Raw genomic sequence first — 13825 nt, forward strand, 5'->3', positions numbered from 1 at the left:
AGAGTCCGCACCGTTGCGCAGCCCGGAGGTCCGAGATGACGAAGTCGTGGAGCAGGCCGCCGGGAGAGGCTCTGCGGGTCGGGCCCGGGTTCGACCTGGCGGCCCTCGACGCCTCGTCGCACCCCGGGTGGGAGCACGGGCGCTCGTCGGCGGAGAGCAAGCTGCAGGAGGACGGCAACCGGCTGAGCGAGGTGCAGGAGCGCCTCTACGCCCACGGCCGGACCGGCGGCTCGCGGGCGGTGCTGCTCGTGCTGCAGGGCATGGACACGTCCGGCAAGGGCGGGATCGTCCGGCACGTGCTCGGCATGGTCGACCCGCAGGGCGTGCAGCTGCACTCGTTCGGGGTGCCCACCGAGAAGGAGCGGTCGCAGCACTACCTGCAGCGGATCCGCGAGGCATTGCCGGCCGGGGGACGCATCGGCGTCTTCGACCGCTCGCACTACGAGGACGTGCTGGTGGTCCGGGTCAACGAGCTGGCGCCGCGCGAGGTGTGGGAGCCGCGGTACGACGAGATCAACGCGTTCGAGCGCGAGGTGGTCGACTCGGGCACGGTGATCGTCAAGGTGGTGCTCCAGGTCTCCCAGGCGGAGCAGAAGGCGCGGCTGCGCGAGCGGCTGGAACGCCCCGACAAGTACTGGAAGTTCAACCCGAAGGACGTCGACGAGCGCGCCAAGTGGCCGGCGTACCAGGAGGCGTACCAGGCCGTCCTGGACCGGACGAGCACCGAGCACGCGCCGTGGCACGTCGTCCCGGCCGACTCCAAGTGGTACGCGCGGCTGGCCGTCGGCGCGCTCGTGCTGGACGCCGTCGAGAGCCTCGACCTGGACTGGCCGCCGGCCGACTTCGACGTCGAGGCCGAGAAGGCGCGGCTGGACGCGCAGCCGTTCTGATCTCCGGGAGGGGATGATTTCGGGCCGCGTCGCTGTTCTGGCACAATGGTTCGCTGGTCTGCGGTTCACCGGCGCCGTCTCGCGCGTCCGGACCCGGAGACATCCACCCGAGGAGAAGTTTTCGTGAAGGCTGACATCCACCCCGAGTACGTCCTGACCGAGGTCACCTGCACCTGTGGCAGCACCTTCGTCACGCGCTCGACCGTGACCTCCGGCAAGATCCACGCCGACGTCTGCAGCGCCTGCCACCCGTTCTACACGGGCAAGCAGAAGATCCTCGACACCGGCGGCCGCGTGGCCCGGTTCGAGGCGCGCTACGGCAAGAAGGCCGGCAACTAGCAACCTCGCAGCGCCGGTGCCCGGCGCGGACGGCTGCCCTCCATGGCAGCGTCCGCGCGGGCACCGGCGCTGTGTCGTTGTCGGAGCACACCCAGCCACCCGAGGGACACCCGCATGAGCGAGGCATTCGCCGCCGCCGAGCCGCTGCTCGCCGAGCACGCGCAGATCGAGGCCCAGCTGGCCGACCCGGCGGTGCACGCCGACGCCGCGAACGCCCGCAGGCTCGGTCGTCGCTACGCCGAGCTCGGCCGGGTCGCGCAGGCGTACACGGCGTGGCGGGCCGCGTCGGACGACGCCGAGGCCGCCGCCGAGCTCGCCGAGGTCGACGAGAGCTTCGCCGCCGAGCTGCCGTCGCTCCAGCGGGCCGCCGACGCCGCGGCCGCGCGGCTCCGCGAGGTCCTCATCCCGCGCGACCCGGACGACTCCCGTGACGTGATCCTCGAGGTCAAGGCGGGGGAGGGCGGCGAGGAGTCGGCGCTGTTCGCCGCGGACCTGCTGCGGATGTACACGCGGTACGCGGAGAAGATGGGCTGGGCGACACAGCTGCTCGGCGCCACGGAGTCGGACCTCGGCGGGTACAAGGACGCGCAGCTCGCGATCAAGGCCCGCGGGACCGTCGCGCCGGAGGACGGCGTCTGGGCGCACCTGAAGTACGAGGGCGGTGTGCACCGCGTGCAGCGGGTCCCCGTCACGGAGTCGCAGGGCCGCATCCACACCTCCGCGGCGGGAGTCCTGGTGTTCCCCGAGGCCGAGGACGAGGCCGAGGTCGCGATCGACCCCAACGACCTGCGCATCGACGTCTACCGGTCCTCCGGCCCGGGCGGGCAGTCCGTGAACACCACCGACTCCGCCGTCCGCATCACGCACCTGCCCACGGGCATCGTCGTGTCCATGCAGAACGAGAAGTCCCAGCTGCAGAACCGCGAGGCCGGTATGCGCGTGCTGCGCGCCCGCATCCTGGCCGCCCGCCAGGAGGAGGCCGCCGCTGCGGCGAGCGAGGCCCGTCGGTCCCAGGTCCGCACGGTCGACCGCTCGGAGCGCATCCGGACGTACAACTTCCCGGAGAACCGCATCGCCGACCACCGCACGGGCTACAAGGCCTACAACCTCGACGCGGTCCTCGGCGGCGAGCTCGCGCCCGTCGTGCAGTCGGCGATCGACGCGGACGAGGCGGCTCGGCTGGCGTCCGCGGGGCAGCCATGACCGCCGCCCCGGACCTGCGCGCGCTCGTCGAGGGCGCGTCGCGGATCCTCGCCGACGCCGGTGTGCAGTCGCCGCGGCACGACGCCACCGCGCTGGCTGCGCACGTGCTCGGGCAGGAGCGTCTCGAGCTGGTGCTCGCCCCGCCGGTGCCGGACGGGTTCGCCGAGGAGTACGCCGGCCTGGTCGAGCGGCGCCGGAACCGCGAGCCGCTGCAGCACCTGGTGGGCTCGACCGGGTTCCGCTACCTGACGCTGCTCGTCGAGCCGGGCGTGTTCGTCCCGCGCCCCGAGACCGAGGTCGTCGCGCAGGTGGCGATCGAGGAGGCCGCGCGGCTGACCGACCCGCTCGTGGTCGACCTGTGCTGCGGTGCCGGTGGCATCGCCCTGTCGGTCGCCACGGAGGTCCCCGGCGCGCGGGTGGTCGCGGTGGACCTGTCGGTGGAGGCCGTCGACCTGACCCGTCGCAACGCCGTCGCGGTGCAGGCGGACGTCCGCGTCGAGCACGGCGACGTCGCCGACCCGGCCCTGCTGCACGAGCTCGACGGGACGGTCGACGTCCTCGTCGCGAACCCGCCGTACATCCCGCCCGACGCGGAGCCGGTGGACCCCGAGGTGCGCGACCACGACCCCGACCTGGCCCTCTACGGCGGTGGCGCCGACGGGCTGGACGTCCCCCGCGCGGTCCTGCGGGCGGCCGCCCGGCTGCTCGTCCCCGGCGGCCTGCTCGTGATGGAGCACGCCGAGGTCCAGGACGCCGCCGCCCGCGAGGCAGCGCGCGCGACGGGTGCGTTCGAGGCGATCGAGTCCCGGCCGGACCTGACGGGTCGACCGCGGATGCTCGTCGCTCGGCGAGCCGTCCAGCCGCACGTGACAGACTCGGCGCCGTGAACGAGCGGATCACCCCCGCGAGCGACCCCACCACCTGGGGCCCGGCGCTCGACGAGGCGGTCAATGTCCTGTCCCGCGGGGGACTCGTCGTCCTCCCCACGGACACCGTCTACGGCATCGCCGCCGACGCGTTCACCCCACCCGCCGTGCAGGCGCTCCTGGACGCCAAGGGTCGCGGTCGCCAGATGCCGCCCCCCGTGCTGATCGGCGACGTGCGCACGCTCGACGGCCTGGCCACGGACGTGCCCGAGGGCGCGCGGGCCCTCGCCGAGGCGTTCTGGCCCGGCGGGCTCACGCTCATCGTCCGTGCCCAGCCGTCGCTCGCGTGGGACCTGGGGGAGACGCGCGGCACCGTCGCCCTGCGCGTCCCGGACCACGAGACCGCGCGGGCCCTGCTGCGCCGGACGGGCCCGCTCGCGGTCTCGAGCGCGAACCGGACGGGCTCGCCCGCGGCCGTCACGGCCCAGGACGCGTACGACCAGCTCGGCGACTCCGTCGCGGTGTACCTCGACGGCGGCGACGCCCCCGGCCAGGTCGCCTCGACGATCGTCGACGCGACGGGGCCGACGCTGCGCCTCGTGCGCGCCGGCGCGATCGGCCTCGAGCAGCTCAACGAGGTCACGCCGGTGGAGGGACCCACCGCGTGAGGGTCTACCTGCTCGCCCTGCTCATCGCCGCCACGGTGGCCTACCTGATGACGCCGCTGGCGCGCTGGTGCGCGCTCCGCTGGGGTGCCATCACGGCCGTCCGCGACCGTGACGTGCACGCGATCCCGACGCCGCGGCTCGGGGGCATGGCGATGTTCGCCGGCATGCTCGTCGCGATCCTCATGGCCAGCAGGCTCCCGTTCCTCGCCGGCGTCTACGCCAACCCCCGACCGCTGATCGGCATCATGGGCGGGGCCGCGATCGTGTGCGCGCTCGGGGTCGCCGACGACATCTGGGACCTCGACTGGCTCACCAAGCTCATGGGCCAGGTGCTGGCCGGCGGCTTCCTCGCCTGGCAGGGCGTCCAGCTCTACCAGCTGCCCAGCGGCACGTACCAGATCCTCAGCTCCCCGCGGATGGGCGCGTTCCTGACCGTGCTCACCGTCGTCATCGCCATGAACGCGGTGAACTTCGTCGACGGGCTCGACGGGCTCGCGGCCGGGGTGCTGGCGATCGGCGGCAGCGCGTTCTTCCTCTACGCCTACCTGCTGACCGAGGGGGACAACCCCGGCGCGTACGCCAACGCGAACCTGGCGGCGCTGGTGCTCGCCGTGCTGGTGGGGGCGTGCGTCGGGTTCCTGCCGCACAACGTGTACCCCGCCCGCATCTTCATGGGCGACTCGGGTGCCATGGTCCTCGGGTTCGTGTTCAGCGCCGCAGCCATCTACGTGACCGGTCAGATCGACCCGGACGAGGTGCTCCAGCGCCAGCAGTTCCCGGCGTTCCTGCCGATGCTCCTGCCCTTCGCGGTGCTGCTGCTCCCGCTGCTCGACATGGGGCTCGCGATCGTCCGCCGGGTCGGCGCCGGCAGGTCCCCGTTCCACCCGGACCGCATGCACCTGCACCACCGCATGCTGCAGCTGGGCCACTCGCACCGCCGCGCGGTCGCGATCATGTACGTCTGGACCGCCGTGTTCGCGTTCGGGGTCGCCGCCCTGGTCCGGTGGGAGACCACCGTCGTCCTCATCACGTTCGGCGCCGCCGTGCTCGTCGCCACCCTGCTGACGCTCGGACCGCTGCGCGGCAGGTCCGCCACCACCCCGCCCCTGGAGGCCGTCCGATGACCACCCCTGCACCCACCCCGGCCCCGGCCACGGGCAACGAGGCCGTGTTCCGGCAGTCGCTGCGGGACATGCTCGTGCTCCTCGGCGTGCTGACCGTGCTCGGCGTCGGCATCGGCTACCTCGTCGACGGCATGGCCGGCGTCTGGGGCGCGCTGATCGGGGTGGGCATCGCGCTGATCTTCTCCGGGACCACCGTGATCTCGGTCCTGAAGACGGCGCACTCGGCGCCGACCACGATGATGGCGGTGATCATGGGCGCCTGGCTGGGCAAGCTGGTCGTCGTCATCGTGGTGCTCGTGATCCTCAAGCAGTTCGACTTCTACAACCCGCAGGTGCTGTTCCTCGTGTCCATCGCCGGGGTCATCGGGTCGGCTGTCCTGGACGCCCGTGCGGTCCAGCGCGGACGGGTCGGCTACTTCGAGGCGTGACGCCTCGGGAGCGGCTCCCAGGCCCCCGGAGCGGGTCAGGACCAAGGGCTTCCATAGGTTAGGCTTTCGCCATCCAAGACGGCCCGGCGCCGTGCTCGTGCCCGCACTGATGCGGCACTCGGCGCACACGACCACAGGAGACCGCCCTGTTCAGCCTTGCGACGATCCTGCCGCTCGCCGCGGAAGAAGACGGCGGCGGCGTCTTCCATCCCCCCTCGCTCGCCGACTTCTTCCCGCCGGCCATCTGGTTCGAGGGCACGCCGTTCGAGATCAACCGGATCATCCTGGTCCGGATCATCGCGGTGATCGCGCTCCTGCTGATCTTCATCATCGGTGCCCGCCGCGCCAAGCTGGTCCCCGGCCGGTTCCAGAGCGTCCTCGAGATGGGGCTGGACTTCTGCCGCAACTCGATCGCCTACGAGATCCTCGGCGAGAAGGACGGCAAGAAGTACGTCCCGATCATCACGACGATCTTCTTCGCGGTCTTCTTCTTCAACATCACGGGTGTGATCCCGTTCCTCAACATCGCGGGAACGTCCGTGATCGGCCTGCCGATCATCTTCGCGCTGTGGGTGTACTTCATGTACCTCTGGCAGGGCGTCAAGAAGTTCGGCGTCGGTGGCTACCTCAAGCACAGCCTGTTCCCGCCCGGGGTGCCGTGGCCCATCTACATCCTGCTGACCCCGGTCGAGGCGCTGCAGGTCTTCATCCTGCGGCCCGCGACGCTGGTCATCCGGCTCCTGGCCAACATGATGGCCGGCCACCTGCTGCTCGCCCTGTGCTTCGCGGCGACCTCGTTCCTGTTCTTCGAGGCGTCCGGCGCGGTCAAGGCGTTCGGCGCCGTGACGTTCGTCGCCGGCTTCGCCTTCTTCCTGCTCGAGGTCTTCGTGGCCGCCCTGCAGGCGTACGTGTTCTCGATCCTGACCGCCGTCTACCTGCAGATGTCGATCTCCGAAGAGCACTGATCGACAGCCTCACCGCGACGGGCTGATCCCCGGACCGTCGCCCCTGACCGGACGCGCCGCGCGGCGCGCAGATGAAAGGAACCACCCCGTGGAAATCACCGGACTCGCTCTCGTCGGATACGGTCTCGCGGCCATCGGCCCCGGCATCGGCCTCGGCATCCTGTTCGGCAAGACGATCGAGGGCATGGCGCGCCAGCCCGAGATGGCCGGCCAGCTCCGCTCGACCATGTTCGTCGGCCTGGCCTTCATCGAGATCCTCGCCCTCCTGGCCATCGCCACCCCGTTCTTCCTGTGATCACCGCGCCGCTCGTCGCTGCCGCGCACAGCGCGGTGGTGGCTGCTGAGGAAGTCGAGGAGGTCAACCCCCTCCTCCCGCACACCTACGACATCGTCTGGTCGTTGGTGATCGTGGTGATCATCGCCGTCGTGTTCATCAAGTACGCCCTGCCGAAGTTCCAGGCCGTCCTCGACGAGCGCGCGGAGAAGATCGAAGGCGGTCTCAAGCACGCGGAGACCGCACAGGCCGAGGCCGCCGAGCTGCGCGCGGAGTACGAGCAGCAGCTCGCCGACGCGCGCACGGAGGCAGCCCGCATCAAGGAGGCCGCCCGCGCGGAGGGTGGTGCCATCGTCACCGAGCTCAAGGCGAAGGCGGCGGCCGAGGCTGCACGCACGATCGAGACGGCCCAGCGCCAGATCGAGGCCGAGCGTCAGCAGGCGGCGGTCTCGCTGCGCAACGACGTGGGGGCGCTCGCCACCGAGCTCGCCTCGAAGATCGTCGGCGAGTCCCTCGAGGACTCGGCCCGCCAGTCGCGGGTCGTCGACCGCTTCCTCGCGGAGCTCGAGGCGTCCTCCACGACGAGCGCCGGCAAGGAGAACTGATGCGCGGCACGAGTCTGGCGTCGCTCAGCGCGGTACAGCACCGGTTCGAGCCGGTGCTGTCCGCGGCGGGTGCGCAGGGGATCACGCTCGGCGAGCAGCTGTTCGCCGTCGTCGACGCCCTGGACTCCTCGGGCTCGCTGCGGCGGACCCTGTCGGACCCCGCCATCGACGGCGACGCCAAGGCGGGGCTGGTGTCGAGCGTGCTCGGCCGGCTGGACGCGCGCGTCGTGGACGCCGTGTCGGGGCTCGTGCAGGCGCGCTGGTCGTCCGCCGAGGACCTCATCGAGGCCGTCGAGCGGCTCGGCTTCGACGCGGTGCTCGCGTCGGCGCAGGCCGGCAACGAGCTCGAGCGTGTCGAGGACGAGCTGTTCCGCATCACGCGGTCGCTCGTCGGCCAGCGTGAGGTGCGCCAGGCCCTGTTCGACCCGCGGGTCCCCGGCGACAAGCGCGCCGACCTCGCGGAGAACCTGCTGCGCGGCAAGGTCACCGACGCCACCCTCGCGGTGGCACGGCGAGCGGCCGCGTCCCCGCGCGGACGTCGCTTCGTCGCGACCCTCGGCCTCGTGGGCGACCTGGCCGCAGCGCGGCGCGAGCGCCTCGTGGCGTCCGTGACGTCCGGCAGCGAGCTCTCGCAGGCGCAGCTGGACCGCCTCGGCGCCCTCCTGCAGCAGGAGTACGGGCAGGACCTCCAGCTCAACGTGACGGTGGACCCCGCGATCATCGGGGGACTGCGCATCCAGGTGGGCGCGGACGTGGTCGACTCGACCGTGATCGCCAGGCTCGCCGACGCACGACGACGACTTGCCAGCTGAGTATCGGCCCCAGGCCGGCCCCGTGAACGACGTGAACGAACGTACGACCGCCCGACCGGCGGTCACGACAGGAGAAGAGCAATGGCTGAGCTGACGATCCGGCCGGACGAGATCCGGGCCGCGCTGGACAGCTTCGTGAAGTCCTACGAGCCGACCGGCGTGGTCTCCGAAGAGGTCGGCCGCGTGACCCTGACGGCCGACGGCATCGCGCAGGTCGAGGGCCTCCCGGGCGCGATGGCCAACGAGCTGCTGCGGTTCGAGGACGGCACGCTCGGCCTCGCGCTCAACCTCGACGTCCGCGAGATCGGCGTCGTCGTCCTGGGGGAGTTCACGGGCATCGAGGAGGGCCAGGAGGTCCGCCGGACGGGCGAGGTGCTCTCGGTCCCGATCGGCGACGGCTACCTCGGCCGCGTCGTCGACCCGCTGGGCCAGCCCATCGACGGTCTGGGCGAGCTCGCGACCGAGGGCCGCCGCGCCCTCGAGCTGCAGGCCCCCGGCGTCATGGCCCGCAAGAGCGTGCACGAGCCCCTGCAGACCGGCCTCAAGGCCATCGACGCGATGATCCCGATCGGCCGTGGCCAGCGCCAGCTGATCATCGGTGACCGCCAGACGGGCAAGACGGCGATCGCGATCGACACGATCATCAACCAGAAGGCCAACTGGGAGTCGGGCGACGAGTCGAAGCAGGTCCGCTGCATCTACGTCGCCATCGGTCAGAAGGGCTCCACCATCGCCGCCATCCGCGGCGCCCTGGAGGAGGCCGGCGCGCTCGAGTACACGACGATCGTCGCCGCCCCCGCGTCCGACCCGGCCGGCTTCAAGTACCTCGCGCCCTACACCGGCTCGGCCATCGGCCAGCACTGGATGTACCAGGGCAAGCACGTCCTCATCGTCTTCGACGACCTGTCCAAGCAGGCCGAGGCCTACCGTGCAGTCTCGCTGCTGCTGCGTCGCCCGCCGGGCCGCGAGGCGTACCCCGGTGACGTCTTCTACCTGCACTCCCGTCTGCTGGAGCGTTGTGCCAAGCTCTCGGACGAGCTGGGCGGTGGCTCGATGACGGGTCTGCCGGTCATCGAGACCAAGGCCAACGACGTGTCGGCGTACATCCCGACCAACGTCATCTCCATCACGGACGGCCAGATCTTCCTGCAGTCCGACCTGTTCAACGCGGACCAGCGTCCGGCCGTCGACGTGGGCATCTCGGTGTCCCGCGTCGGTGGTGCCGCACAGGTCAAGGCCATGAAGTCGGTCTCCGGCACGCTGAAGCTGGACCTCGCGCAGTTCCGGTCGCTCGAGGCGTTCGCGATGTTCGCGTCCGACCTCGACGCCGCCTCGCGCGCCCAGCTGACCCGTGGCGCGCGCCTCATGGAGCTGCTCAAGCAGGCCCAGTACACGCCGTACCCGGTCGAGGACCAGGTCGCGTCCATCTGGGCTGGCACCAAGGGCAAGCTGGACGACGTCCCGATCGCCGACGTGCGCCGGTTCGAGTCCGAGCTGCTCGACCACCTGCGCCGCAACACCGAGGTGCTGTCGACGATCGCGTCGACCGGCAAGCTCGACGACGAGACCGAGAAGGCTCTCGGCACGGCGATCGACGAGTTCCGCAACGGGTTCCTGGTGGGCGACGGCACGACGCTGGTCGGCTCGTCCGACGACGGCGCCGAGGTCGAGATCGAGCAGGAGCAGATCGTCCGGCAGAAGAAGGGCTGACGTGGCAGGTCAGCAGCGCGTCTACCGGCAGCGGATCCGGTCGACAGAGTCGCTGAAGAAGATCTTCCGTGCGATGGAGCTCATCGCTGCCTCGCGCATCGGCAAGGCGCGCGACCGGGTGACGGCGGCGACGCCGTACTCCCGCGCGCTGACCCGGGCGGTGTCGGCCGTGGCCACGCACTCGAACGTGACCCACCCGCTCGTCACCGAGCGGACGGACACCAAGCGGGTCGCGGTCCTGGTCGTCACGTCGGACCGCGGCATGGCCGGCGCCTACTCGGCGAGCGCGATCCGTGAGGCCGAGCGCCTCATCGGCCGCCTCACCGAGCAGGGCTTCGAGCCGATCGTCTACGCCGTCGGTCGCCGTGCCATCTCGTACTACACGTTCCGTGGTCGGGAGCTGGCGAAGCAGTGGGCGGGCAACTCGGACGCCCCGTCCGTCGAGACGGCCGCCGACATCGCCGAGACGCTGCTCGAGGCGTTCCAGGCACCGGTCGACCAGGGCGGTGTCGCGGAGCTGCACGTCGTGTTCACGCACTTCCGGAACATGGTGTCGCAGGCCCCTCGCGTCATCCGGCTGCTGCCCCTCGAGATCGTCGAGGGCGTCGAGGCGCGCGACGAGAACGAGATCCCGCCGCTCTACGAGTTCGAGCCGTCCCCGGAGGCCGTGCTCGACGCGCTGCTCCCGATGTACGTGCGCAGCCGCATCTACACCTGCCTCCTGCAGGCGGCGGCCTCCGAGCTCGCCGCCCGGCAGCGCGCGATGCACACCGCGACCGAGAACGCCGAGGACCTGGTGCGCATGTACACCCGGCTCGCCAACCAGGCCCGCCAGGCCGAGATCACCCAGGAGATCAGCGAGATCGTGTCGGGCGCCGACGCGCTCGCCTCCTGACGACTACGTCCCCACAGACGAACCGGAGAAACACCATGACTGCTACCACTACCGAAGCTGCCGTCGAGCACGCGTCCGGTCCTGGCGTGGGTCGGGTCGCGCGGGTCATCGGCCCCGTCGTCGACATCGAGTTCCCGTCGGACCAGATCCCCGAGATCTACAACGCGCTCCAGGTCGACATCGACCTGTCGACCCAGGGTGAGGGCGAGGCCGAGGGCGTCTCGACGATGACGCTCGAGGTCGCCCAGCACCTCGGCGACTCGCTCATCCGCGCCATCGCGCTGAAGCCGACCGACGGCCTGGTCCGCGGTGCGCTCGTGCGCGACACCGGCGAGGCGATCAGCGTGCCCGTCGGCGACATCACCAAGGGGCACGTCTTCAACGTCATCGGCGAGGTCCTGAACCTGGCGGAGGGCGAGAAGCTCGAGATCACCGAGCGCTGGCCCATCCACCGCAAGCCCCCGGCCTTCGACCAGCTCGAGAGCAAGACCGAGATGTTCGAGACCGGCATCAAGGTCATCGACCTGCTGACGCCGTACGTGCTCGGCGGGAAGATCGGTCTCTTCGGCGGTGCGGGCGTCGGCAAGACGGTCCTCATCCAGGAGATGATCCAGCGCGTCGCGCTCAACCACGGTGGCGTGTCGGTGTTCGCCGGCGTCGGCGAGCGCACCCGTGAGGGCAACGACCTCATCGTCGAGATGGAGGAGGCCGGCGTCTTCGACAAGACGGCGCTCGTCTTCGGTCAGATGGACGAGCCGCCGGGGACGCGTCTGCGCGTCGCCCTGTCGGCCCTGACGATGGCGGAGTACTTCCGCGACGTGCAGAAGCAGGACGTGCTGCTCTTCATCGACAACATCTTCCGGTTCACGCAGGCCGGGTCCGAGGTGTCGACGCTGCTCGGCCGCATGCCCTCCGCGGTCGGCTACCAGCCGAACCTCGCCGACGAGATGGGCCTCCTCCAGGAGCGCATCACCTCGACGCGTGGTCACTCGATCACCTCGCTGCAGGCGATCTACGTGCCCGCCGACGACTACACCGACCCGGCCCCGGCCACGACGTTCGCGCACCTGGACGCGACGACGGCGCTGTCGCGCGAGATCGCGTCGCGTGGTCTGTACCCGGCCGTGGACCCGCTGACGTCGACGAGCCGCATCCTCGACCCGCGCTACGTCGGCCAGGCGCACTACGACGCCGCGACGCGCGTGAAGTCGATCCTGCAGCGCAACAAGGAGCTCCAGGACATCATCGCGATCCTGGGTGTCGACGAGCTGTCGGAGGAGGACAAGACGGTCGTCGCACGCGCCCGTCGTATCCAGCAGTTCCTCTCGCAGAACACGTACATGGCCGAGAAGTTCACGGGTGTCGTCGGTTCCACGGTGCCGCTGAGCGAGACGGTCGAGGCCTTCGGCAAGATCGCCGACGGCGAGTTCGACCACATCTCCGAGCAGGCGTTCTTCAACATCGGTGGCCTCGAGGACCTCGAGCGCAACTGGGCCCGCATCCAGAAGGACTACGGCGTCTGAGAACGCCCTCGCGAGGCGCCGTCGTCGGACGGCGCCTCGCGTAGTCCCGCACACCACTGAAGGAGGGTCTCGTGGCAGACATCGAGGTCGAGCTCGTCGCCACCGCCGGCAAGCTCTGGTCCGGCACCGCCCGCATGGTCTCGGCCAAGGCCGGGGAGGGTGAGATCGGCATCCTGGCCGGTCACGAGCCCGTGCTGTCCGTGCTCCAGCCCGGCGAGCTCCGCGTGTTCCCGGTCGGGGGCGGCGAGCCGAAGCGCTGGCAGGTCGAGGGCGGGTTCCTGTCCTTCGACTCGAACCACCTGACCATCGTCGCCGACAACGTCATCGAGGGCGCTCGCCCGGCGACGTCGCCCGCCACGCACTGAGGGCACCGAGACGGTGAGCGGACACGTCGTCGCACTCCTGAGTGTGATCGTCGTGCTGCTGCTCACCGTCGTCGCCGTCTGGTTCTCCCGGGTCCACACCCTGAACCGCCGGGTCGGCTCGTTCCACTGTGCGCTGGGCAGGACGCCTGAGGGCCCCTGGTCCTCCGGGGTCGCGCAGTACGGCACCGACCGCCTCTACTGGTGGCGCTACCGGTCGCTCGCGGCCAGGCCGCACGCGCGGTGGCAGCGGGTGGGGCTCGCCGTCCTCGCGCGCACCGACGGCTACGCCGGTCAGGTCGTGGTGACCTGCCGTCCGGGGTCCGAGACCGAGCCCGTCCATCTGCTGATGAGTGCCGAGGCGTACGCCGGCCTCACGTCGTGGATCGAGGCGACGCCGTCGCGCGTCGGCTCGGTCATCTGACCCCTCCGGAAGAGATCTCATGCGCCTCGTCGTGGCGTCCTGCTCGGCCCGCTACAGCGGCCGGCTCAACGCGCACCTGCCGCTGGCCACGCGACTGCTGGTCGTCAAGGCCGACGGCAGCGTCCTTCTGCACTCGGACGGTGGGTCGTACAAGCCGCTGAACTGGATGAGCCCGCCGTGCACGCTCGCGGTGTCGGCGCCGTCCGCGGAGGCCCTGGCAGCGGGCGTCACGCAGGTGTGGACCGTCCAGCACCAGAAGTCGGACGACCGCCTCGAGATCGACCTGTACGAGGTGCACCACGACTCGGCGCACGAGCTCGGGGTGGACCCCGGGCTGGTCAAGGACGGCGTCGAGGCCCACCTGCAGGAGCTCCTCGCGGCGCAGATCCTGTTGCTGGGCTCCGGGCACACCCTGGTGCGGCGGGAGTACCCGACGGCCATCGGCCCGGTGGACATCCTCGCGAAGGACCCCGCGGGCGGCACCGTGGCCGTCGAGATCAAGCGGCGCGGTGACATCGACGGCGTCGAGCAGCTGACGCGGTACCTGGAGCTCCTCAACCGCGACCCGCACCTCGCGCCGGTGCGCGGGGTGTTCGCCGCGCAGGAGATCAAGCCGCAGGCCCGCGTGCTGGCCACGGACCGGGGGATCGGCTGCCTCGTCCTCGACTACGACACGATGCGCGGTGTCGACGACAGCAGCACGCGCCTCTTCTAGGACCCACGTCACACCGCCGTCC

The 13825-nt window shown here is 70.9% G+C and carries 17 protein-coding genes; all 17 read left to right on the forward strand.

The annotated features are described in order from the left end of the window. The first annotated feature begins 35 nt into the window (after positions 1 to 35). Positions 36 to 890 (forward strand): PPK2 family polyphosphate kinase, encoded by an 855-nt coding sequence (locus tag CTE05_RS14385; RefSeq protein ID WP_146847009.1) that lies wholly within the window; start codon positions 36 to 38, stop codon positions 888 to 890. 123 nt (positions 891 to 1013) lie between these two features. After that, on the forward strand, positions 1014 to 1229 hold the full coding sequence (gene rpmE / locus CTE05_RS14390; RefSeq protein WP_055918063.1) for a 50S ribosomal protein L31: 216 nt from the start codon (positions 1014 to 1016) through the stop codon (positions 1227 to 1229). A gap of 114 nt (positions 1230 to 1343) precedes the next feature. Continuing rightward, a complete protein-coding gene (gene prfA, locus CTE05_RS14395) occupies positions 1344 to 2432 on the forward strand; it encodes a peptide chain release factor 1 (RefSeq protein ID WP_146847010.1) in 1089 nt (362 codons plus the stop codon). Continuing rightward, positions 2429 to 3319 carry a peptide chain release factor N(5)-glutamine methyltransferase gene (prmC, locus tag CTE05_RS14400; protein WP_146847011.1) on the forward strand — a complete coding sequence of 297 codons (891 nt, stop codon included), beginning with the start codon at positions 2429 to 2431 and terminating at the stop codon, positions 3317 to 3319. The genes prfA and prmC overlap by 4 nt, the downstream gene beginning before the upstream one ends. Next, entirely contained in the window at positions 3316 to 3966 is a 651-nt protein-coding gene (locus CTE05_RS14405) for an L-threonylcarbamoyladenylate synthase (protein WP_146847012.1), read from the forward strand. Before prmC ends, CTE05_RS14405 begins: the two co-directional genes overlap by 4 nt. After that, a complete protein-coding gene (locus CTE05_RS14410) occupies positions 3963 to 5090 on the forward strand; it encodes a glycosyltransferase family 4 protein (protein ID WP_146847013.1) in 1128 nt (375 codons plus the stop codon). Before CTE05_RS14405 ends, CTE05_RS14410 begins: the two co-directional genes overlap by 4 nt. Next, complete coding sequence (locus CTE05_RS14415; protein ID WP_146847014.1) at positions 5087 to 5518, forward strand: Cg1360 family ATP-synthase-associated protein; 432 nt, start codon at positions 5087 to 5089, stop codon at positions 5516 to 5518. Before CTE05_RS14410 ends, CTE05_RS14415 begins: the two co-directional genes overlap by 4 nt. Before the next feature lie 167 nt (positions 5519 to 5685). Further along, positions 5686 to 6483 carry a F0F1 ATP synthase subunit A gene (gene atpB, locus CTE05_RS14420; RefSeq protein ID WP_146847015.1) on the forward strand — a complete coding sequence of 266 codons (798 nt, stop codon included), beginning with the start codon at positions 5686 to 5688 and terminating at the stop codon, positions 6481 to 6483. An 88-nt stretch (positions 6484 to 6571) separates the two neighbouring features. After that, positions 6572 to 6778 carry an ATP synthase F0 subunit C gene (atpE, locus tag CTE05_RS14425; RefSeq protein ID WP_055918092.1) on the forward strand — a complete coding sequence of 69 codons (207 nt, stop codon included), beginning with the start codon at positions 6572 to 6574 and terminating at the stop codon, positions 6776 to 6778. Positions 6779 to 6816: 38 nt separating this feature from the next. Further along, entirely contained in the window at positions 6817 to 7362 is a 546-nt protein-coding gene (locus tag CTE05_RS14430) for a F0F1 ATP synthase subunit B (RefSeq protein ID WP_246123633.1), read from the forward strand. Continuing rightward, positions 7362 to 8174: a F0F1 ATP synthase subunit delta gene (locus CTE05_RS14435; protein WP_146847017.1), complete on the forward strand. Its 813-nt coding sequence runs from the start codon at positions 7362 to 7364 to the stop codon at positions 8172 to 8174. Before CTE05_RS14430 ends, CTE05_RS14435 begins: the two co-directional genes overlap by 1 nt. 81 nt (positions 8175 to 8255) lie before the next feature. After that, a complete protein-coding gene (atpA, locus tag CTE05_RS14440) occupies positions 8256 to 9884 on the forward strand; it encodes a F0F1 ATP synthase subunit alpha (RefSeq protein ID WP_146847018.1) in 1629 nt (542 codons plus the stop codon). A 1-nt stretch (position 9885) separates the two neighbouring features. Beyond that, positions 9886 to 10779: a F0F1 ATP synthase subunit gamma gene (locus tag CTE05_RS14445; RefSeq protein WP_146847019.1), complete on the forward strand. Its 894-nt coding sequence runs from the start codon at positions 9886 to 9888 to the stop codon at positions 10777 to 10779. 35 nt (positions 10780 to 10814) lie between these two features. Then, on the forward strand, positions 10815 to 12302 hold the full coding sequence (gene atpD, locus CTE05_RS14450) for a F0F1 ATP synthase subunit beta (protein WP_146847020.1): 1488 nt from the start codon (positions 10815 to 10817) through the stop codon (positions 12300 to 12302). 71 nt (positions 12303 to 12373) lie between these two features. Next, positions 12374 to 12667, forward strand: a complete 294-nt coding sequence (locus tag CTE05_RS14455) for a F0F1 ATP synthase subunit epsilon (RefSeq protein ID WP_146847021.1) — start codon at positions 12374 to 12376, stop codon at positions 12665 to 12667. 13 nt (positions 12668 to 12680) lie between these two features. Further along, positions 12681 to 13088: a DUF2550 domain-containing protein gene (locus CTE05_RS14460; RefSeq protein ID WP_146847022.1), complete on the forward strand. Its 408-nt coding sequence runs from the start codon at positions 12681 to 12683 to the stop codon at positions 13086 to 13088. A 19-nt stretch (positions 13089 to 13107) separates the two neighbouring features. Continuing rightward, positions 13108 to 13803, forward strand: a complete 696-nt coding sequence (gene nucS / locus CTE05_RS14465; protein ID WP_146847023.1) for an endonuclease NucS — start codon at positions 13108 to 13110, stop codon at positions 13801 to 13803. Positions 13804 to 13825 lie beyond the last annotated feature (22 nt).

Source organism: Cellulomonas terrae, from assembly GCF_007990265.1.
GTDB lineage: Bacteria > Actinomycetota > Actinomycetes > Actinomycetales > Cellulomonadaceae > Cellulomonas > Cellulomonas terrae.